The sequence below is a fragment of the Paenarthrobacter sp. AMU7 genome (assembly GCF_041200195.1).
Classification (GTDB): domain Bacteria; phylum Actinomycetota; class Actinomycetes; order Actinomycetales; family Micrococcaceae; genus Arthrobacter.
Window position 1 is genome coordinate 3284514 of record NZ_CP165735.1, and the last position, 20051, is coordinate 3304564.

General features: G+C 61.7%; 17 protein-coding genes. 1 reads left to right on the forward strand and 16 read right to left on the reverse strand.

What is annotated here, in order from left to right; genetic code table 11:
* The 9 genes from rplP to rpsJ are packed head-to-tail and all read right to left on the reverse strand — an operon-like array spanning position 1 to position 4707.
* A complete protein-coding gene (rplP, locus tag ABQM86_RS15135) occupies positions 1-417 on the reverse strand; it encodes a 50S ribosomal protein L16 (protein WP_003803795.1) in 417 nt (138 codons plus the stop codon).
* Positions 418-1239 (reverse strand): 30S ribosomal protein S3, encoded by an 822-nt coding sequence (rpsC, locus tag ABQM86_RS15140; protein WP_011775589.1) that lies wholly within the window; start codon positions 1237-1239, stop codon positions 418-420.
* Positions 1240-1605, reverse strand: coding sequence for a 50S ribosomal protein L22 (rplV, locus tag ABQM86_RS15145; protein WP_011775590.1), 366 nt, complete (start codon positions 1603-1605; stop codon positions 1240-1242).
* Between the two features lie 38 nt (positions 1606-1643).
* A complete protein-coding gene (gene rpsS, locus ABQM86_RS15150; RefSeq protein WP_011775591.1) occupies positions 1644-1925 on the reverse strand; it encodes a 30S ribosomal protein S19 in 282 nt (93 codons plus the stop codon).
* Between the two features lie 12 nt (positions 1926-1937).
* Complete coding sequence (gene rplB, locus ABQM86_RS15155; protein ID WP_207594238.1) at positions 1938-2777, reverse strand: 50S ribosomal protein L2; 840 nt, start codon at positions 2775-2777, stop codon at positions 1938-1940.
* A 29-nt stretch (positions 2778-2806) separates the two neighbouring features.
* Positions 2807-3112: a 50S ribosomal protein L23 gene (rplW, locus tag ABQM86_RS15160; protein WP_011775593.1), complete on the reverse strand. Its 306-nt coding sequence runs from the start codon at positions 3110-3112 to the stop codon at positions 2807-2809.
* A complete protein-coding gene (gene rplD / locus ABQM86_RS15165; protein ID WP_018776684.1) occupies positions 3109-3726 on the reverse strand; it encodes a 50S ribosomal protein L4 in 618 nt (205 codons plus the stop codon). Before rplD ends, rplW begins: the two co-directional genes overlap by 4 nt.
* A 4-nt stretch (positions 3727-3730) precedes the next feature.
* The gene (gene rplC / locus ABQM86_RS15170; protein WP_026539807.1) at positions 3731-4381 is read right to left on the reverse strand and encodes a 50S ribosomal protein L3; all 651 of its coding nucleotides are present in this window, start codon (positions 4379-4381) and stop codon (positions 3731-3733) included.
* Positions 4382-4398: 17 nt separating this feature from the next.
* On the reverse strand, positions 4399-4707 hold the full coding sequence (gene rpsJ, locus ABQM86_RS15175; protein WP_003803825.1) for a 30S ribosomal protein S10: 309 nt from the start codon (positions 4705-4707) through the stop codon (positions 4399-4401).
* Positions 4708-5101: 394 nt separating this feature from the next.
* Here rpsJ and ABQM86_RS15180 point away from each other — a divergent pair, with 394 nt between their 5' ends.
* Complete coding sequence (locus ABQM86_RS15180; RefSeq protein ID WP_207594240.1) at positions 5102-6535, forward strand: GH1 family beta-glucosidase; 1434 nt, start codon at positions 5102-5104, stop codon at positions 6533-6535.
* A gap of 36 nt (positions 6536-6571) precedes the next feature.
* Here the strand turns inward: ABQM86_RS15180 and ABQM86_RS15185 are convergent, their stop codons facing one another.
* From ABQM86_RS15185 to ABQM86_RS15215, 7 genes are all read right to left on the reverse strand, one after another.
* On the reverse strand, positions 6572-6697 hold the full coding sequence (locus tag ABQM86_RS15185; RefSeq protein WP_268825391.1) for a hypothetical protein: 126 nt from the start codon (positions 6695-6697) through the stop codon (positions 6572-6574).
* A 28-nt stretch (positions 6698-6725) separates the two neighbouring features.
* Positions 6726-11090, reverse strand: coding sequence for a hypothetical protein (locus ABQM86_RS15190; protein WP_369744812.1), 4365 nt, complete (start codon positions 11088-11090; stop codon positions 6726-6728).
* Positions 11091-11246: 156 nt separating this feature from the next.
* Positions 11247-12437: an elongation factor Tu gene (gene tuf / locus ABQM86_RS15195; RefSeq protein WP_011775598.1), complete on the reverse strand. Its 1191-nt coding sequence runs from the start codon at positions 12435-12437 to the stop codon at positions 11247-11249.
* Positions 12438-12668: 231 nt separating this feature from the next.
* Positions 12669-14783, reverse strand: coding sequence for an elongation factor G (gene fusA / locus ABQM86_RS15200; protein ID WP_026539805.1), 2115 nt, complete (start codon positions 14781-14783; stop codon positions 12669-12671).
* 69 nt (positions 14784-14852) lie between these two features.
* A complete protein-coding gene (rpsG, locus tag ABQM86_RS15205; protein ID WP_003803829.1) occupies positions 14853-15323 on the reverse strand; it encodes a 30S ribosomal protein S7 in 471 nt (156 codons plus the stop codon).
* A gap of 1 nt (position 15324) precedes the next feature.
* Complete coding sequence (rpsL, locus tag ABQM86_RS15210) at positions 15325-15699, reverse strand: 30S ribosomal protein S12 (protein WP_009358312.1); 375 nt, start codon at positions 15697-15699, stop codon at positions 15325-15327.
* A gap of 437 nt (positions 15700-16136) precedes the next feature.
* On the reverse strand, positions 16137-20036 hold the full coding sequence (locus ABQM86_RS15215; protein ID WP_207594242.1) for a DNA-directed RNA polymerase subunit beta': 3900 nt from the start codon (positions 20034-20036) through the stop codon (positions 16137-16139).
* Between the last annotated feature and the right edge of the window lie 15 nt (positions 20037-20051).

The window sequence follows — 20051 nt, forward strand, 5'->3', positions numbered from 1 at the left end:
CTATTCACCACCTTCGCGACGCACAATGCGTGCCTTCAACGGGAGCTTGTGGATTGCCAGGCGCAGGGCCTCGCGAGCTACCTCTTCATTGACACCGGAGAGTTCGAAGAGAACCCGGCCCGGCTTGACGTTTGCGACCCACCATTCCGGAGAACCCTTACCGGAACCCATACGGGTTTCAGCAGGCTTCTTCGTCAGCGGACGGTCCGGGTAGATGTTGATCCAGACCTTGCCGCCACGCTTGATGTGGCGGGTCATCGCAATACGAGCGGACTCGATCTGACGGTTGGTAACGTATGCCGGGCTCAGGGCCTGGATACCGTACTCACCGAAGCTGACCTTGGTGCCGCCCGTAGCAGCGCCGGAACGACCCGGGTGGTGCTGCTTACGGTGCTTTACTCGACGTGGGATAAGCATTTAAGCCTGTCCTCCTTCTGCTGCGGGAGCAGCAGCTTCAGCGGCCGGTGCTTCAACGGCAGCGGGTGCTGCCTCAGCTGCCGGACGGTCGTTACGACGACGGCGGTCGCCACCCGGGCGGCCCGGACGGTCTCCTGCACGGCCACGGGACGGAGCAGCAGCTGCCTGCTGAGCCAGTTCCTTGGCAGTTACGTCACCCTTGTAGATCCAAACCTTCACACCGATGCGGCCGAAGGTGGTCTTGGCTTCGTAGAAGCCGTAGTCGATGTTCGCGCGGAGGGTGTGCAGGGGCACACGGCCTTCGCGGTAGAACTCCGAGCGGGACATTTCTGCGCCACCCAGACGGCCCGAGCAAGCAACACGGATGCCCTTGGCACCCGCACGCTGTGCGGACTGCATTGCCTTCTTCATCGCACGGCGGAAAGCCACGCGGGAAGTCAGCTGCTCAGCGATGCCCTGGGCAACAAGCTGTGCTTCCATCTCGGGGTTCTTGACCTCGAGGATGTTCAGCTGAACCTGCTTGCCGGTGAGCTTCTCGAGCTCGCCGCGGATGCGGTCTGCTTCAGCGCCGCGGCGGCCGATGACGATACCCGGGCGTGCCGTGTGGATGTCCACGCGGACACGGTCACGGGTGCGCTCGATCTCGACCTTGGCGATGCCGGCGCGCTCCATGCCGGTGGACATGAGCTGACGGATCTTGATGTCCTCGCGGACGAAGTCCTTGTAGCGCTGTCCGGGCTTGGTGCTGTCAGCGAACCAGTGCGAAACGTGGTCGGTGGTGATGCCGAGTCGGAACCCGTGCGGGTTTACTTTCTGTCCCACTTAGCGAGCCTCCTCTTTCTCCGGGGTTGCGACAACCAGCGTGATGTGGCTGGTCCGCTTCCTAATGCGGTAGGCGCGGCCCTGGGCACGCGGCTGGAACCGCTTCATGGTCGGGCCTTCATCAACAAATGCTTCGGTGATGAAGAGGTCGCTGTCGTCGAATGCAACGCCGTCACGGTCCGCGAGGACACGTGCGTTGGCCATTGCCGACTGAAGTACCTTGAATACCGGCTCCGAAGCTGCCTGGGGGGCAAACTTCAGAATTGCCAGAGCCTCATTCGCTTGCTTACCACGAACAAGGTTGACGACGCGCCGGGCCTTCATAGGCGTTACGCGGATGTGACGCGCAATAGCCTTGGCTTCCATTGCTTTCCTTCTCTCGTCTAAGACGTAAAGTCAGGCGCCTAGCGGCGCTTGCCCTTACGGTCGTCCTTAACATGGCCGCGGAATGTCCGCGTGGGAGCGAATTCGCCGAGCTTGTGCCCGACCATCGACTCTGTGACAAACACCGGGATGTGCTTGCGTCCGTCGTGTACGGCGATCGTGTGCCCGAGCATGTCGGGGATGATCATCGAACGGCGGGACCAGGTCTTGATGACGTTCTTGGTGCCCTTATCGTTTTCCCGTGCGACCTTCACAAAGAGGTGCTGGTCAACGAAAGGACCTTTTTTCAGGCTGCGTGGCATGTGTCCAGGCTCCTATCGCTTGTTCTTGCCAGTACGGCGGCGACGAACAATAAGCTTGTCGCTCTCTTTGTTCGGACGGCGGGTACGGCCCTCGGGCTTGCCGTTCGGGTTAACCGGGTGACGTCCACCGGAAGTCTTACCTTCACCACCACCGTGCGGGTGGTCAACCGGGTTCATGGCTACACCACGGACGGTCGGGCGAACGCCCTTCCAGCGCATGCGGCCGGCCTTGCCCCAGTTGATGTTCGACTGCTCGGCGTTGCCCACCTCGCCGACGGTTGCGCGGCAGCGCACGTCAACGTTGCGGATTTCACCGGAGGGCAGACGCAGCTGGGCGAAACGGCCTTCCTTGGCAACGAGCTGTACCGAAGCACCTGCGGAACGAGCCATCTTGGCGCCGCCACCCGGACGCAGTTCAACTGCGTGGATTACGGTACCAACCGGGATGTTGCGCAGCGGCAGGTTGTTGCCCGGCTTGATGTCAGCGTCGGGACCAGCCTCGACGAAGTCACCCTGGGACAGCTTGTTCGGAGCGATGATGTAACGCTTGGTGCCATCAACGTAGTGCAGGAGTGCGATGCGAGCCGTGCGGTTCGGGTCGTACTCGATTTCGGCAACGCGGGCGTTGACGCCGTCCTTGTCGTGACGACGGAAGTCGATCAGACGGTACTGGCGCTTGTGCCCACCACCCTTGTGACGGGTGGTGATCTTACCGGAGTTGTTACGGCCGCCAGTCTTGTGCAGCGGACGCAGCAACGACTTTTCCGGAGTCGATCGCGTGATTTCAGCAAAGTCGGCTACGCTCGAGCCACGACGGCCCGGGGTAGTCGGCTTGTATTTACGGATTCCCATAATTTATTTCCTCGTTAAAGTGGTCTCCGCTACGCGAGCGGACCGCCGAAGATGTCGATTGTGCCTTCTTTGAGGGTGACAATTGCACGCTTGGTGCTCTTGCGCTGACCCCAGCCGAATTTGGTGCGCTTGCGCTTACCGGCACGGTTGATGGTGTTGATCGAGTCAACCTTGACCGAGAAGATCTTCTCGACGGCCAATTTGATCTCGGTCTTGTTCGAGCGAGGGTCCACCAGGAAGGTGTACTTGCCTTCGTCGATCAGACCGTAGCTCTTTTCCGAAACGACGGGTGCAAGCACGACGTCGCGCGGGTCCTTGATGGTGGTTACGCTCACTTGGAGGCCTCCTCGTTCTTTGCCTTGTCAGCGACGAACGCCTCGAAAGCAGCCTTGGTGAAGACCACGTCGTCGGAGATAAGCACGTCGTAGGTGTTCAGCTGGTCTGCGTACAGAACGTGAACATCCTGGAGGTTGCGCACGGAAAGTGCAGCAACATCGTTGGCGCGCTCGATTACGACGAGCAGGTTCTTGCGCTCAGTGACGGAGCGCAGCGAAGCCAGTGCGTCCTTGGCGGACGGCTTGGTGCCGGCTACCAGTTCAGCGATGACGTGGATGCGGCCGTTGCGGGCGCGGTCAGACAGGGCGCCGCGGAGTGCAGCAGCCTTCATCTTCTTGGGGGTGCGCTGGCTGTAGTCACGAGGGGTCGGACCGTGGACAACGCCACCGCCGGTCATGTGAGGAGCACGGATTGAACCCTGACGGGCGCGGCCGGTGCCCTTCTGCTTGAACGGCTTGCGACCTGCACCGGAAACCTCGGCGCGGGTCTTCGTCTTGTGGGTACCCTGGCGTGCAGCAGCGAGCTGTGCGACGACGACCTGGTGCAGCAGCGGCACGTTGGTCTGGACGTCGAAGATCTCTGCAGGCAGGTCTACCTTGACAGTGCTAGTCATTGAACTAGGCTCCCTTCACGGCGGTGCGTACGAGTACGACCTGGCCGCGGGCGCCGGGGACGGCACCCTTGATAAGGAGCAGCGACTTCTCAACGTCAACAGCGTGAACCGTGAGGTTCAGCGTGGTGTGACGTTCGGCGCCCATGCGGCCGGCCATTTTCAGGCCCTTGAAGACGCGGCTCGGGGTGGATGCGCCACCGATGGAGCCAGGCTTACGGTGGTTCTTGTGGGCACCGTGGGAAGCGCCAACGCCGTGGAAGCCGTGACGCTTCATAACACCGGCGAAGCCCTTACCCTTTGAGGTGCCGACGACGTCGATCTTCTGGCCGGCTTCGAAGATCTCAACAGAGAGCTCCTGGCCCAGCTCGTAGGATGCGGCGTCTGCGGTACGCAGTTCGACTACATGGCGGCGAGGGGTGACGCCAGCCTTTTCAAAGTGACCAGCCAGCGGCTTGGTGACCTTGCGGGGATCGATCTGGCCGTAGCCGATCTGTACGGCGACGTAGCCATCTACCTCTGCGTTGCGCAGCTGGGTGATGACGTTGGAGTCAGCCTGGACAACAGTTACCGGGATGAGCTTGTTGTTCTCGTCCCAGACCTGGGTCATGCCGAGCTTCGTGCCCAGCAGGCCCTTTACGTTACGGGTTGCGGTCATAGTCTCTCAGCACCTCCCTAGAGCTTGATTTCGATGTTCACGTCTGCAGGCAGATCGAGACGCATAAGCGAGTCGACGGCCTTCGGCGTGGGGTCGATGATGTCGATCAGACGCTTGTGAGTACGCATTTCGAAGTGCTCACGGCTGTCCTTGTACTTGTGAGGAGAGCGAATTACGCAGTAAACGTTCTTCTCCGTGGGCAGCGGCACCGGGCCGACTACCGTTGCGCCTGCGCGCGTGACCGTCTCAACGATCTTCCGCGCTGAAACATCAATGACCTCGTGGTCATATGACTTCAGCCGGATGCGGATTTTTTGTCCCGCCATGTCGCCTGACTCTCTTTCAGCTAGTGCTGCTCTAGTTAGGGCTGCTCTGTTTACTTACCTGTTGATGTGGCCGCCGAAGCGTTTGAGGATTTACCACCACACGCCGCACAAGCTGAATCCGGATATTCCGGGTTCCTCAACCTGCCGGCGCACCGACCCCCGCGGTCGGGCGTGTCGCGATTTCCACGCAGACTCGACCGCATTCCATGGGGTTCAGGGTTATGTTTGGTCTTCCACTTGGACCCTGACACCCGGCATTATCCGGATCGGGACACGAAGAAGCGCTTGAACAACTCATCCAGTATGGCGGAAATATGAGGCAAAGGCCAATCGACGGTATAAGGGCCCCTGCAGGACCATTGCCCGGGCGCCTGCACCTGAGGAAGATGGGTGCATGACCGTCCAGGATTCAGGCTCAGTGGAAGATCTTGCCGCGCGCCTGCGTCCGGGTTTCACCCTGGGGGTGGCGTCTGCGGCTTTCCAGATTGAAGGATCACTGACCGCTGATGGCCGTGGTCCGTCGGGCTGGGATGCCTTCGCGGAAAAGCCAGGAGCAATAGTCGACGGCGACTCCCCCACTGTAGCGTGCGACCATTACAACCGCGCCGATGAAGACATCGCGTTGATGCAGGAGCTTGGCGTGGACTCCTACCGCTTCTCGCTGTCCTGGCCGCGGATCCAACCCGGCGGCAAGGGCTCCATCAATCAACGCGGTCTGGACTTCTATGATCGCCTCATCGACAAACTCCTGGCCGCAGGCATCTCCCCCATGGCTACCCTGTTCCACTGGGATACCCCATTGGAACTGGAGCATGCAGGCGGGTGGATGAACCGCGACACTGCCGAGCGCTTTGCTGTCTATTGCGCCGCCGCTGCAGACCGCTTCGGTGACCGTGTTGATCACTGGGTCACCATGAACGAACCCGTGTCAGTCACCGTGCAGGGGTACTCCTTGGGAGTGCACGCCCCGGGCCGGCAACTGCTTTTCGATTCCCTGCCTGCCGCACATCATCAATTACTGGGACACGGAATGGCCGTCCGGGCCCTGCGGAACGCCGGCGTCAAAGGGCAGATCGGGGTGTCCAACATGCACTGCCCCGTCGAGTCTGCCAGCAACAGTCTGGGCGACCGGCTGATGACGCAGGCGCTGGACCTGATCCTCAACCGCATCTATGCCGATGCGATACTGCTAGGCCAATACCCCAAGCCACCCTGGCCCATGAAGCCGTGGTTCCGCTCACTCGGCACCATCCACGACGGCGATCTTGAACTGATCAGCCAACCTTTGGACTTCTACGGGCTCAACTACTACTACCCCGTGAAGGTGGCAGCAGGACCCGGGCCTGCGGAGATCCCCACCGGAAAGTCACCGGAGATGAGCGAAGTTCCCTTCCACCTGGCCGCCTACCAGGAGTATGAAACCACAGGGTTCGGCTGGCCCGTTGCACCGGAGTACCTGGCGCTGCTGCTGCGTCAAATGAAGGACCGGTACGGGGACGCTCTTCCCCCGGTGTACATCACCGAAGGCGGGGCAAGTTTTCCGGAGCCGCCCCACGTTGACGGCCCCGTTCAGGACACCAACCGCATTTCCTACCTGGCTGAGCACCTCGGCCACGCCCTGACAGCGACAGGTCCGGGCGGTATTGCCGAGGATGTGGATCTGCGCGGCTACTACGTCTGGACGCTGCTGGACAATTTCGAATGGGCGGCTGGCTACTCACAGCGTTTCGGATTGGTCCATGTGGACTTCCACACCCAGGAACGGACTCCCAAGGAGTCCTATTACTGGTTGCGTGCACTGGAGCGGGCCCGCTCCCAAGAACCGTAGGCCGCCTGACTAGCCCAGTCCTGCTAAAACGACGGGTTACTTGTTCTTGTTGGCACGCCTGATGCGCTTTGCGCGTTCAATCTCGCTCCGGAAGTTCTTGCGGCCCCACAGCACGCCCCCACCGATGGCGGCAATGACTGCCAGGAAAATCAGGAATTCCATACTGCGCTCCTCTTCGTAGACTGCCAGATTATCGGATTCCGTCCCTGTCCTGTCCCCACGGGGCATTACCGGGCGAAGCATTGCCCGGGTAGACACCGTCGGGGTGAGCACTGTCGGGTGAAGCATCGCCCCGGTTGAAGCCGTCGGTACTGGCGGCGCCCGGCGCAAAATTCTGCGGCGGAACACCACCGGGCGCAAAGTTCTGCGGCGGAACACCACCCGGCGGCTGCGGCTTCCGGTTCAGGCGCCACACTGCCAGGACAATCAACGCCAGGGCAACCAGCGCCAGCATGGCGAACGCGTACGAGCGCAACGCCCACATGACACTGAGGGCAACGCCCACGGCACCCCACCACACCATGGCCCGTTCGGCCAGCAGCAACCCGGCGACCAGAAGCACCGCGTGGCCCACCAGCACATACAACTGCTGCGGGGCTGTTCCGCCAAAGATGGTCCCCAAGGATGTCAAAGACAGGGCGCCCGCGGCAAGGACCAGCCGAAGCAGACCTTCGCTCCGCTGCTTTCTCATGTAGCGCAGCCCTGCTAAAACAGCCCCGGCCAGGACGTACCACTGCACGGTCCAGAACCAGTCCGGCCCAGTGTCTCCCACGAACAGCACCGCACGCTGGAGGGCGGCTAAAGACGCCAGCGCCGCAATTTCTCCAGCAAGCCACTTGCCGTACGGTATCTCAACAACTACCAGCGCACCGGTCGCGACCACCAGGAAAAAACCGACCCATGATGTCTCATCGCTGATCAAACCAATGGCGGCCGACGACGCGAGCGCCACGGCTGCTGTTCCCGTCAGGGCGTTTCGCCTCAGCGGTTCCCCGCTGATTGCTGCTCCTCCGAGCCGCTTCACGGCGTAAAGAAGCACTGCTGTTCCAACACCACCCACCAGCCATGGTGCGTAGTCGCTCCATACTCCCGGCGCCATGTCCCTCAGCAAACCTTCGACGGCGGGAACGGCACCAACCAGCATGGACGGCGCGGCGCCGAGGTAGAGGGCGGGCAAGTGCTCAACGTGCGAGGCAGCGAACAGCACGGACGCAAGGACCAGCACTGCCAGCCCAGCCAGGGCGTAGGACACGGCAAGGGTCAACAGACCACCGGTGACGACGAACGCCACTGCAGCAATGAACCAGAACCAGCGCTCCGCAACGTGGCCGGCGGCACCTTGTCCGGGACGGACCGTGGCACGCACAACCCGGACAACGACGAGCACGGCTGCGAGCCCCAGGAGCACCACCGGCACCTGGGCCCTGTCCAGCATTGGCTGGTACAACCAGGTGCCCGACGGGAACGTCAAGGACGGACCGGAAGCAATCACGCCCCCGACCACGGCAGGGATACCGAAGTATTGGATTCCCTGGATTCCCAGAAGACGCCAAGCGATCACAGCGGAGGCCGCGCAGAGTCCCAACTCGACAAGGACCACCCAACGGCCGCCGCCGTTGTAGGTCCCTGCCAGCAGGTAAGCCGCGGGCAGAAGGAGCTGGGCAGCCAGAGTACCCCACACCATGGCCTGCTGGAAGGCGATGTCCACCCCACGGCTTCTCTGGATCCAGGTCACGGCATGCTGCAGCACGAGGACCACAGCCAAGGTCATGGAGACGGTGGTGGTCGACCCGGAAAGATCCCCCACCAGCACGCCAATGAAGGCCAAAGACAAAACACGGAGTCCCAGCATGTAGGCGCCCCGTACTAAACGGCCCTTTGCCGCTGCCACCATGAAGCCGCTGTAGGCCGCGAAGAGTCCCAGCAGGATCTCAACATCCCGCACACTTCCGAGCCGTAGAGCCAGAAGCAACACCAATGCCGCCGGCGCGAAAAGCCATGCTGCCGAATGCCGGCGCAGGACTACGCCGCAGAGAATTGCCGCAAGTGCCGTCGCGATTGCTGCAACCCCAGGCTGCCAGCCTCCGCGCAGGAATTGCTCCCCTGAGGCCATGGAAACCGTCAGGACGGTGGCGGCTCCCGCCATCACGGTCACCACCGCTCCGGCGTCGACCACGGATGCACGGGGGAAGCGCCTGCGGCTGCTTTGCCGCAGGGGAAGGACCAGCTGCAGGGCCCCCGCTGCAGCTACGACCAAGGCCACCGTGGGTAGCTCGCCAGCCACGCTGAAGCTGAAGCCATGCCGTTTCGCGTCAAAGTAGGCAGAACCGGCCAGGACGGTACCTGCAGCCCGAGCAAGCCACCAATAGGACTGGCGGTGGGAGGAAACAGGCATTCGCATGGCGGTCGCGGCGAAGTAGGCAACTGCTACCAGGAGGACCACGTTACCCAGCGCCAGCGACACCGTGGCCGATGCCACCACGCCTGCAACGACGGCCGTAGCCGGGGCCAGGACCTCGCCCAGGGTAGGACGCCAGGACCCGACGACGGCCTTGCTTTGCCGGGTGGGCGGGAACATCAAAGCACCCGAGGCTGCACCTGCGAACAACACCAACAGCACCGCGGTCCCTACGAGGGGATGACCCACAGCTCGGTCCACAGACGGCAGGACGAGCAAGCCCGCTACTGCGAGTCCACCGAATCCAGCAAGGGTCGCCTGCGGAACCAAAAGGTGGACTCCAGCACGTTCAAGCCAGGCGCTGACCAGTTGCTGCACTCCAGCCGCAGCCACAAGTGCTACCAAGGAAAGGGCAATCCTGTCCGGGCTTTCGGCAAAGACGCCGGCAGCCGCGGTAGGCGCTGCCACGGTCACGGCAAGTCGTGCTGCAAGCACCAATGGCTGACGGAAGGAAGCCGGATGAGCAGCCGCCCGCACTGACCAGTACAGGGCGGCAGACGCCAGGAGCGCCGACACCGGCCACGCGCCCAAGAGACCCATGAACGGCAGGGACACCGCGAGAACGACGCCGGGCGCGAACTCGGTGCCGTGGCCCAACTTCCAGCCCACCACCATGGCGGTCACCATGGTGACGCTGAGTGGAACGTAGGCGGGCAAGTCGTAAGCCCCGAGGGCCAAAACCGCTGTCAGGATGGCTGCTGTCGCCAATTGAAGGCCCAGGCAGGACAAGGCGTCGTACCACCAGTGCCGCAGCTTCAGCCCCTTACCCCCGAGCGCAACTCCCAGGGACTGGACTCCACAGCAAATGACTGCCGCAAGCATCACTGCACTGACGTCCGAGGTGGCGTCCCACACCACTCCCAGCAACGCCAACGTCAGTGTTGCGCGCGCTCCGTAGGCGTGCTGCAGTCTGTACCGGGCCTGTGGAATGAAGGCCATTACGGCGAAGTACATGCCGCACATCAGCATGACCAGCGGGTACTCACCCTTGGCCAGGAGGTGAGGTGTGACCGTGACCGCAAGCGCCACCAAGGGCACTACATAGGGATGGAGCACCATCAGCGGACGGACATAAAGCGGTGGCAACCACCGCGGACGAATCAGCGCACCCAGGGTCAGGACGATGGCGACTCCGATCAGCGCAGTGAAGTACCAGACCAAAGCGCCGCCCAGCACGGAAACTCCGGACCACGCGGTAGAGACAACGAAGCTCAGGGAAAGGAAGGCCAGGACCTTGTTGTCCAGGCGAACCGCGGTGTACGCATATACAGCTGTTCCCAGCAGTGAGGTGACCAGCCACGCGGCCGGACCGTTGGGCAGCACAAAGTTGTACATGGCAAGGCCCGTCACGGGAATGAGCGCCAAACCCGTGCCGACGAAGGCGACCGCGGCTGGACGCAACCGCGGCATTTTGGCATGGATGACCAAACCGGCAACGTAGAACAGGGTGGTGATGAAGCAGATACCTGCAAAGCGGAAAAGTGCAGGAAGGCTTGTCCCCACAAAGAGGGCACCCGCGGCGACCAAGAGAAGACTGGCTACATAGAGCGTGACGTTGATGTTTTGTTGGTCGCGTTTGGCCTTACGGGCCGCGGCTGCCTCGGGAGTTTCCCGATGTATCGGTACCTGCTGGCCCGCTGCCCACTGCGGCTGTGTGGCCATAACGGGACGCTGCGGGACTGCGGGAGGTTGAACGCCCGACGGCGGCTTGGGGGCCTGCGCTGGGAAGGGCGCCGCCACGTGCGTCGATGGATGCACTGAGTGCGCGGGGGCCTGCGCTGGGAAGGGCGCCGCCACGTGCGTCGGTGGATGCAGTGGTGCTGATGCAGGCATCACGGCGGCCCCGGCCCCGTAGGTTATCGGAGCCGAATCGGCTGGTTGAGGGGGCGTCGACACCTCTGCAGCGTGGATCTTGGCCTCGGCGTCGCGCCAGCCGGCCATGTGGCCTGCCAGATAGCCTGCCTGGTAGGCGCGGTGCTCAGCGATGCCTGTGGCGGCAGCGGTCCCCGCGGCATCTTTCCGGCCCCGGCCTCGACCGATGGCACTGCTCACCCCCGCTGTCACAGCAAGGAGTATCAGTACTAGCAGGACTTCCATGGCTACTCCTTGATGTCACGGGAATCTGGCATTTCGCCGACGTTTATTCCAATCGATAGAGTAACTGTACCAAAAAGAACCCCACCGCCGAAACGGTGGGGTTCTTCTTGAATGACTACCGGTTTAGCCGGAAGGTCACCGATCTACAAGTAGTGACTACTTGATGATGCTGGTGACACGTCCCGAACCAACGGTGCGGCCGCCTTCGCGGATAGCGAAGCCGAGGCCCTCTTCCATAGCGATCGGCTGGATGAGCGCAACGGTCATCTCAGTGTTGTCGCCAGGCATAACCATTTCCGTGCCTTCCGGCAGGGTGATAACGCCGGTTACGTCCGTGGTACGGAAGTAGAACTGCGGGCGGTAGTTGGAGTAGAACGGGTTGTGACGTCCGCCTTCGTCCTTGGACAGGATGTAGACGTTGGCTTCGAAGTCGGTGTGCGGGGTGATTGAACCCGGCTTGACGACAACCTGGCCACGCTCGACATCGTCGCGCTTCAGACCGCGGAGCAGGAGGCCACAGTTCTCGCCGGCCCATGCTTCGTCGAGCTGCTTGTGGAACATCTCGATACCGGTAACCGTGGTCTTCTGGATCGGGCGGATGCCAACGATCTCGACCTCGGAGTTGATGGCGAGGGTTCCACGCTCGGCGCGGCCCGTAACAACGGTGCCACGACCGGTGATCGTGAAGACGTCTTCGATCGGCATCAGGAACGGCTTGTCGCGGTCACGTACGGGGTCCGGAACGGACTCGTCGACTGCTGCCATCAGGTCCTGGACGGACTTGACCCAAACCGGGTCGCCTTCCAGAGCCTTGAGGCCGGAAACGCGAACAACCGGAGCCTCATCGCCATCGAAGCCCTGCGAGCTCAGGAGCTCACGAACTTCCATTTCGACGAGGTCGAGGAGTTCTTCGTCATCAACCATGTCGGACTTGTTCAGTGCGACCAGCAGGTAGGGAACGCCAACCTGGCGGGCGAGCAGAACGTGCTCACGGGTCTGAGCCATCGGACCATCGGTTGCAGCAACCACGAGGATTGCGCCGTCCATCTGGGCAGCACCGGTGATCATGTTCTTGATGTAGTCAGCGTGACCCGGGGCGTCTACGTGTGCGTAGTGGCGCTTCTCGGTCTGGTACTCCACGTGGGAGATGTTGATGGTAATACCGCGCTGGCGCTCTTCCGGAGCAGAGTCAATCGACGCGAAGTCGCGCTGCTCGTTGAGATCCGGGTACTGGTCGTACAGCACCTTGGAAATGGCGGCAGTCAATGTCGTCTTACCGTGGTCAACGTGACCAATGGTGCCGATGTTGACGTGCGGCTTAGTCCGCTCGAACTTTGCCTTTGCCACAGGTTCCTCCTAGAACGATTTCAAGTGAAGTGCTCCTCGGCCGCGCTTTTCGCGGCAGAAACTTTAGCAAGTCTACTTGGGGGCTTGGTTTTGGTGAAATTGCAGATTCAGGAACCAATAATAGTTCCTCGAGCCTGTTTGCGCAGGGACCGGGCCGCGGCTCTCGCCGCAGCCCCGCCTCATGCGCTTAGATGCCTTCCCGATACCGGAATTGCATCCGTTACCGGGAGATTACTCGCCGCGGGTTTTCTGGATGATCTCGTCGGCAACTGCCTTCGGGACCTCCGCGTAGCTGTTGAACGTCATGGAGTACACAGCGCGACCCTGGGTCTTGGACCGGAGGTCACCGATGTAGCCGAACATGCCGGACAGCGGAACGTGTGCACGGATAACCTTCACACCTGCTGCGTCTTCCATGGACTGCATCTGGCCGCGGCGGGCGTTCAGGTCACCGATAACATCACCCATGTATTCCTCAGGTGTGCGGACCTCAACATCCATCAACGGTTCAAGCAGAACAGGGTTCGCCTTGCGTGCAGCTTCCTTGAAAGCCATACGTCCGGCGATCTTGAACGCCATTTCCGAGGAGTCAACATCGTGGGACGCGCCATCAATAAGCGTGGCCTTGATGCCGACAACCGGGTAACCAGCCAGGACGCCGTCGTTCAGTGCATCCTGGATACCAGCGTCAACGGACGGGATGTATTCACGCGGAACGCGGCCACCAGTGACCTTGTTCTCGAATGCGTACAGCTCGCCGGAAGCGGTGTCCATGGGCTCGATCGCGATCTGGATCTTTGCGAACTGACCCGAACCACCGGTCTGCTTCTTGTGCGTGTAGTCATGACGCTCGACTGCGCGCTTGATGGTTTCGCGGTAAGCAACCTGCGGCTTGCCAACGTTTGCTTCAACCTTGAATTCGCGGCGCATGCGGTCCACCAGGATGTCCAGGTGGAGCTCGCCCATGCCGGCGATGATGGTCTGGCCCGTGTCTTCGTTGAGGGAAACCTGGAAGGTCGGGTCCTCAGCGGAGAGCTTCTGGATGGCCGTGGAGAGCTTCTCCTGGTCACCCTTGGTGTTGGGCTCGATGGCAACCGAGATCACGGGCTCCGGGAAGCTCATGGACTCGAGGACGATCTGGTTGTTGGCATCGCACAGGGTGTCACCCGTGGTGGTGTCCTTCAGACCGATGGCTGCGTAGATGTGGCCGGCGGTAGCGCCCTCAACGGGCATTTCCTTGTTGGCGTGCATCTGGAACAGCTTGCCGATACGTTCCTTCTTGCCCTTGGTGGAGTTGACCACCTGGGCGCCTGCCTCAACGTGACCGGAGTACACGCGGACGAAGGTCAGCTGACCGAAGAACGGGTGCGCAGCAATCTTGAAGGCGAGGGCCGAGAACGGCTCGTCAGCAGAGGGCTTGCGGGTGAGTTCCTTCTCTTCGTCGCGAGGATCGTGACCGATCATCGGGGGGACGTCGAGCGGGTTCGGCAGGAAGTCAACAACAGCGTCAAGCATCGGCTGGACACCGCGGTTCTTGAAGGCAGAACCACAGAACACCGGGTAGAGCTCGGAGTTGATGGTCATCTTGCGGATGCCGGCCTTCAGTTCCTCAAGGGTGAGTTCTTCACCTTCGAGGTACTTCTCCATGAGTTCTTCGGAAGCCTCGGCAACAGTCTCTACGAGCTGTGCACGGTACTCTTCAGCCTTGGCCTGGAGGTCCGCCGGGATTTCCTGCACTTCGTAGGAAGCGCCCATGGTGACGTCACCCTTTGCGTCGCCAGGCCAAACCAGGGCGCGCATTTCGAGGAGGTCAACAACACCGATGAAGTCGTTCTCAGCACCGATGGGCAGCTGCATAACCAGCGGCTTGGCACCAAGGCGGGAGATGATGGTGTCTACGGTGAAGTAGAAGTCAGCGCCCAGCTTGTCCATCTTGTTGACGAAGCAGATACGCGGAACGTTGTACTTGTCAGCCTGGCGCCAAACAGTCTCGGACTGCGGCTCCACGCCTTCCTTGCCGTCGAACACTGCAACTGCACCGTCGAGGACGCGCAAGGAGCGCTCAACCTCAACCGTGAAGTCCACGTGGCCCGGGGTGTCGATGATGTTGATCTGGTTCTTGTCCCAGAAGCAAGTCACGGCGGCAGACGTGATGGTGATGCCGCGTTCCTTTTCCTGTTCCATCCAGTCAGTCGTCGAAGCGCCGTCGTGCGTCTCGCCGATCTTGTGGTTCACACCCGTGTAGAACAGGATGCGCTCGGTAGTGGTGGTCTTGCCGGCATCGATGTGGGCCATGATGCCGATATTGCGGACCTTATTAAGGTCGGTAAGCACGTCCTGTGCCACGGGGTCTCCCTTTCGGATGGACTACACGTTCGCCGCCGGCTCAGTGAGCCGGCGGCGTCCGGAAAGTTTTTACCAGCGGTAGTGTGCGAAGGCCTTGTTGGACTCGGCCATCTTGTGGGTGTCTTCGCGACGCTTCACAGCGGCACCAAGACCATTGGAGGCATCCAGGATTTCGTTCTGGAGGCGCTCGGTCATGGTCTTCTCGCGGCGGGCCTTGGAGTAGCCCACGAGCCAACGCAGAGCGAGGGCAGTGGAGCGACCCGGCTTGACCTCAACCGGAACCTGGTAGGTAGCGCCACCAACACGGCGTGAACGTACCTCGAGCGAAGGCTTGACGTTGTCCATGGCCTTCTTGAGAGCGGCAACGGGGTCGCCGCCGGACTTGGCACGTGCACCTTCAAGTGCACCGTAAACGATGCGCTCTGCGGTGGACTTCTTGCCGTCGACCAGAACCTTGTTGATCAGCTGAGTGACCAACGGGGAGCCGTAAACGGGATCGGAAACTAGCGGCCGCTTCGGGGCCGGACCCTTGCGAGGCATATTACTTCTTCTCCATCTTTGCGCCGTAACGGCTGCGAGCCTGCTTGCGGTTCTTGACACCCTGGGTGTCGAGTGCGCCGCGGACGATCTTGTAGCGGACACCCGGAAGGTCCTTCACACGACCACCACGGACGAGCACGATGGAGTGCTCCTGGAGGTTGTGGCCAACACCGGGGATGTAGGCGGTTACTTCTACGCCACCGTTGAGACGCACACGTGCCACCTTACGGAGAGCCGAGTTCGGCTTCTTGGGGGTGGTGGTGTAAACGCGGGTGCAAACACCGCGGCGCATCGGGCTGCCCTTCAGCGCGGGAGCCTTGGTCTTGGAGACCTTCGGCGTGCGGCCCTTGCGGACCAGCTGGTTAATCGTAGGCACTTTCGTGTTCTCCGTTGTTTGATCTCTGCCCCCACACACAGGCGCCAGCCTGGGTAAACGTGGGAACTTTGGCGTTGCTCGTGCAGCCGGCCGAAACTCCGGTAGGCGTGCAAAAGTGCGGCATTCGTTGCGCATGTTGCCCGCAACCCGGAAACAGGCTCCACCCAGCACCATGAGAACAAAACCAAAATGATGCTGCGGCGGCCTTCATCCACTGCCACACAGAACAATTACCAAAAGTCTAGCACGGCTTGATCTAGGGCCTTAATCGGGTGTATGGAGGACGACGGCGCAACCCGTCTGCCGCCGTCGTCCTCCACTCCCCCGGCTGACCGCGCGAAAGCTGCCGCCGTTAACAGGTCCGGCCCCGCACTCATGGAGTACGGGGCCGGACTTTTACCGCGTCAACTCAACGTTGACGGCTGGCGAACAACGGATCAGCGGAAGTCGTTACCGAGGTCGTAGTCATCCAGCGGGATGGCGTGGAACTCGGGAGCTCCGTCGCCGCCCAGTGCGTCATAGGAGAAGTCGGTAAAAGCGCTGGGGCCCGTGAACAGGCTTGCCTTTGCTTCTTCCGTCGGCTCCACAGTGACCTCTGTGTAGCGGGGCAGGCCCGTACCAGCCGGGATGAGCTTACCGATGATGACGTTTTCCTTGAGGCCGAGCAGAGGATCGCTCTTGCCTTCCATGGCCGCCTGCGTCAGGACGCGGGTGGTTTCCTGGAAGGAAGCTGCCGACAGCCAGGACTCGGTAGCCAAGGAAGCCTTGGTGATACCCATGAGTTCCGGACGACCCGAAGCCGGGGACTTGCCCTCGGACACGACGCGGCGGTTCTCGTCCTCGAAGCGGGCGCGCTCTGCAAGCTCACCGGGGAGCAGGTCGGAGTCGCCGGATTCGATGACGGTCACGCGACGCAGCATCTGGCGGACGATAACCTCGACGTGCTTGTCGTGGATACCGATACCCTGGCTGCGGTAAACGCCCTGTACTTCGTCCACGAGGAACTTCTGTGCAGCACGCGGACCCATGATGCGCAGAACCTGCTTCGGGTCCACCGGACCGTTGATCAGCTTCTGGCCGACGCTGACGTGCTCGCCATCTTCGATGAGGAGACGTGAACGGCGCAGTACCGGGTAGGCAATCTCTTCGGAACCATCGTCCGGAGTGATGACCAAGCGCATCTGGCGCTCGGACTCTTCAATGGTGATGCGGCCGGCTGCTTCAGCAATCGGTGCGACACCCTTCGGAGTACGGGCTTCGAAGAGCTCCTGGATACGGGGCAGACCCTGGGTGATGTCGTCGCCACCGCCGGCGGAAACAGCACCACCGGTGTGGAACGTACGCATGGTCAGCTGGGTACCGGGCTCACCGATGGACTGTGCGGCAATAATGCCCACGGCCTCGCCGATGTCAACGGTCTTGCCAGTGGCCAATGAACGACCGTAGCAAAGAGCACAGGTGCCGACCTTGGACTCACAGGTGAGTACGGAGCGGACCTTGACCTCGGTGATGCCTGCAGCCAGCAGCTGGTCGATAACGACGTCGCCGCAGTCGGTGCCGCCGGCAGCCAGGACGTTGCCCTGGGCATCGACGACGTCGACAGCCAGCGTACGTGCGTAGGCGCTGTTCTCGACGTTCTCGTCCAGGACGAGCTCACCGTTGGAATCCGGCACGGCGATCGGGGTAACCAGACCGCGTTCGGTACCACAGTCCTCTTCGCGGACGATGACGTCCTGCGAAACGTCCACCAGACGACGGGTCAGGTAACCCGAGTTGGCGGTACGGAGAGCGGTATCGGCCAGACCCTTACGGGCACCGTGCGTGGCGATGAAGTATTCCAGAACCGACAGGCCCTCGCGGTAGGAGGACTTGATCGGGCGAGGAATGATCTCACCCTTCGGGTTGGCCACAAGACCACGGATACCCGCGATCTGGCGGACCTGCATCCAGTTACCACGTGCACCGGAGGACACCATGCGGTTGATGGTGTTCATCGGAGACAGGCTGTCGCGCATCGCCTGGGCGATTTCGTTGGTTGCCTTGTTCCAGATTTCGATCAGTTCCTGGCGACGCTCGTCGTCGTCGATCAGGCCCTTGTCGTACTGGCCCTGGATCTTGGCAGCCATGGCCTCGTAACCGGCCAGGATGGCAGGCTTGGAGGTAGGCACCTCGATGTCGGAGATGGCAACCGTGACACCCGAACGGGTAGCCCAGTAGAAGCCGGCGTCCTTCAGGTTGTCCAGCGTTGCAGCCGTGACAACCTTCGGGTAGCGCTCTGCGAGGTCGTTGACGATCCGGGACAGTTCGCCCTTGTCGGCAACAGCCTCTACCCAGGGGTAGTCCTCAGGCAGCGTCTGGTTGAAGATGACCTGGCCCAGGGAGGTTTCAACGAGAGCCGGCTGACCGGGCTCCCAACCTTCCGGAGCTTCCCACCCTGCGTAAGGCACAAAGTCATCCAGGCGGATCTTGACCTGGGAATTCAGGTGCAGATCACGGGCGTCGTACGCCATGATGGCTTCCGAAACCGAGGAGAAGATGCGGCCTTCGCCGGCAGAACCGACGCGCTTGGTGGTCAGGTGGTACAGACCGATGATCATATCCTGCGAAGGCAGGGTCACCGGACGGCCATCGGACGGCTTCAGGATGTTGTTCGAGGACAGCATCAGGATGCGGGCTTCGGCCTGGGCTTCCGGGCTCAGCGGCAGGTGGACTGCCATCTGGTCGCCGTCGAAGTCAGCGTTGAAGGCGCCACAAACCAGCGGGTGAAGCTGGATTGCCTTGCCTTCCACAAGCTGCGGTTCGAAGGCCTGGATGCCGAGGCGGTGCAGGGTAGGTGCACGGTTGAGCAGCACCGGGTGTTCGGTGATGATCTCTTCCAGCACGTCCCAGACCTGCGGACGGTAACGCTCAACCATGCGCTTTGCCGACTTGATGTTCTGGGCGTGGTTGAGGTCAACCAGGCGCTTCATCACGAACGGCTTGAAGAGCTCCAGGGCCATCTGCTTGGGCAGACCACACTGGTGCAGCTTCAGCTGCGGGCCGACAACGATGACCGAACGGCCGGAGTAGTCAACGCGCTTGCCGAGGAGGTTCTGGCGGAAACGACCCTGCTTGCCCTTGAGCATGTCGCTCAGGGACTTCAGCGGACGGTTGCCCGGACCCGTGACGGGACGGCCACGACGACCGTTGTCGAAGAGGCTGTCAACGGCTTCCTGAAGCATGCGCTTCTCGTTGTTGACGATGATCTCCGGAGCACCGAGGTCAAGCAGTCGCTTGAGTCGGTTGTTGCGGTTGATCACACGTCGGTAGAGGTCGTTGAGGTCGGAGGTCGCGAAGCGGCCACCGTCCAACTGGACCATCGGGCGCAGTTCCGGCGGGATCACCGGGACGGCGTCGAGAACCATGCCGAGCGGGCTGTTGTTGGTGGTCAGGAATGCGTTGACAACCTTCAGTCGCTTCAGGGCACGCGTCTTGCGCTGGCCCTTGCCGTTCTGGATGGTGTCGCGCAGCGACTCAGCCTCAGCCTGCATGTCGAAGGTCTCAAGACGCTTCTTGATGGCTTCGGCACCCATGGAGCCTTCGAAGTACAGACCGTAACGGTCGCGCAGTTCGCGGTACAGGCCTTCGTCACCTTCAAGGTCAGCGACCTTGAGGTTCTTGAAGCGGTCCCAGACCTGCTCGAGGCGCTCGATGTCGGCGTCGGCACGCTTGCGGACGTTCGCCATCTGGCGGTCTGCGGAGTCGCGGGCCTTCTTTTTATCGGCAGCCTTGGCGCCTTCACCTTCAAGACGGGCAAGCTCGTCTTCAAGGTCGCGGGCGATCGTGGCGATGTCGCTGTCGCGGTTGTCCACCATCTGCTTCTTCTCGAGGTCGTGCTCAACCTGGAGGTTCGGCAGTTCGGCGTGACGGCTTTCGGTGTCAACGCTGGTGATCATGTAGGCAGCGAAGTAAATGACCTTCTCGAGGTCCTTCGGTGCCAGGTCCAGAAGGTAGCCCAAGCGCGAGGGAACGCCCTTGAAGTACCAGATGTGCGTTACAGGCGCGGCCAGCTCGATGTGGCCCATGCGCTCACGACGCACCTTGGCGCGGGTGACTTCAACGCCACAACGCTCGCAAATGATGCCCTTGAAGCGGACGCGCTTGTACTTGCCGCAGTAGCATTCCCAGTCGCGGGACGGGCCGAAGATCTTCTCGCAGAAGAGGCCGTCCTTCTCGGGCTTGAGCGTGCGGTAGTTGATGGTTTCCGGCTTCTTGACCTCACCGTAAGACCATCCGCGGATGTCTTCCGCGGTGGCGAGGCCGATCTGCATGAGGCCGAAGGAGGATTCGCTGGACATAGGGTCCCTGTTCTC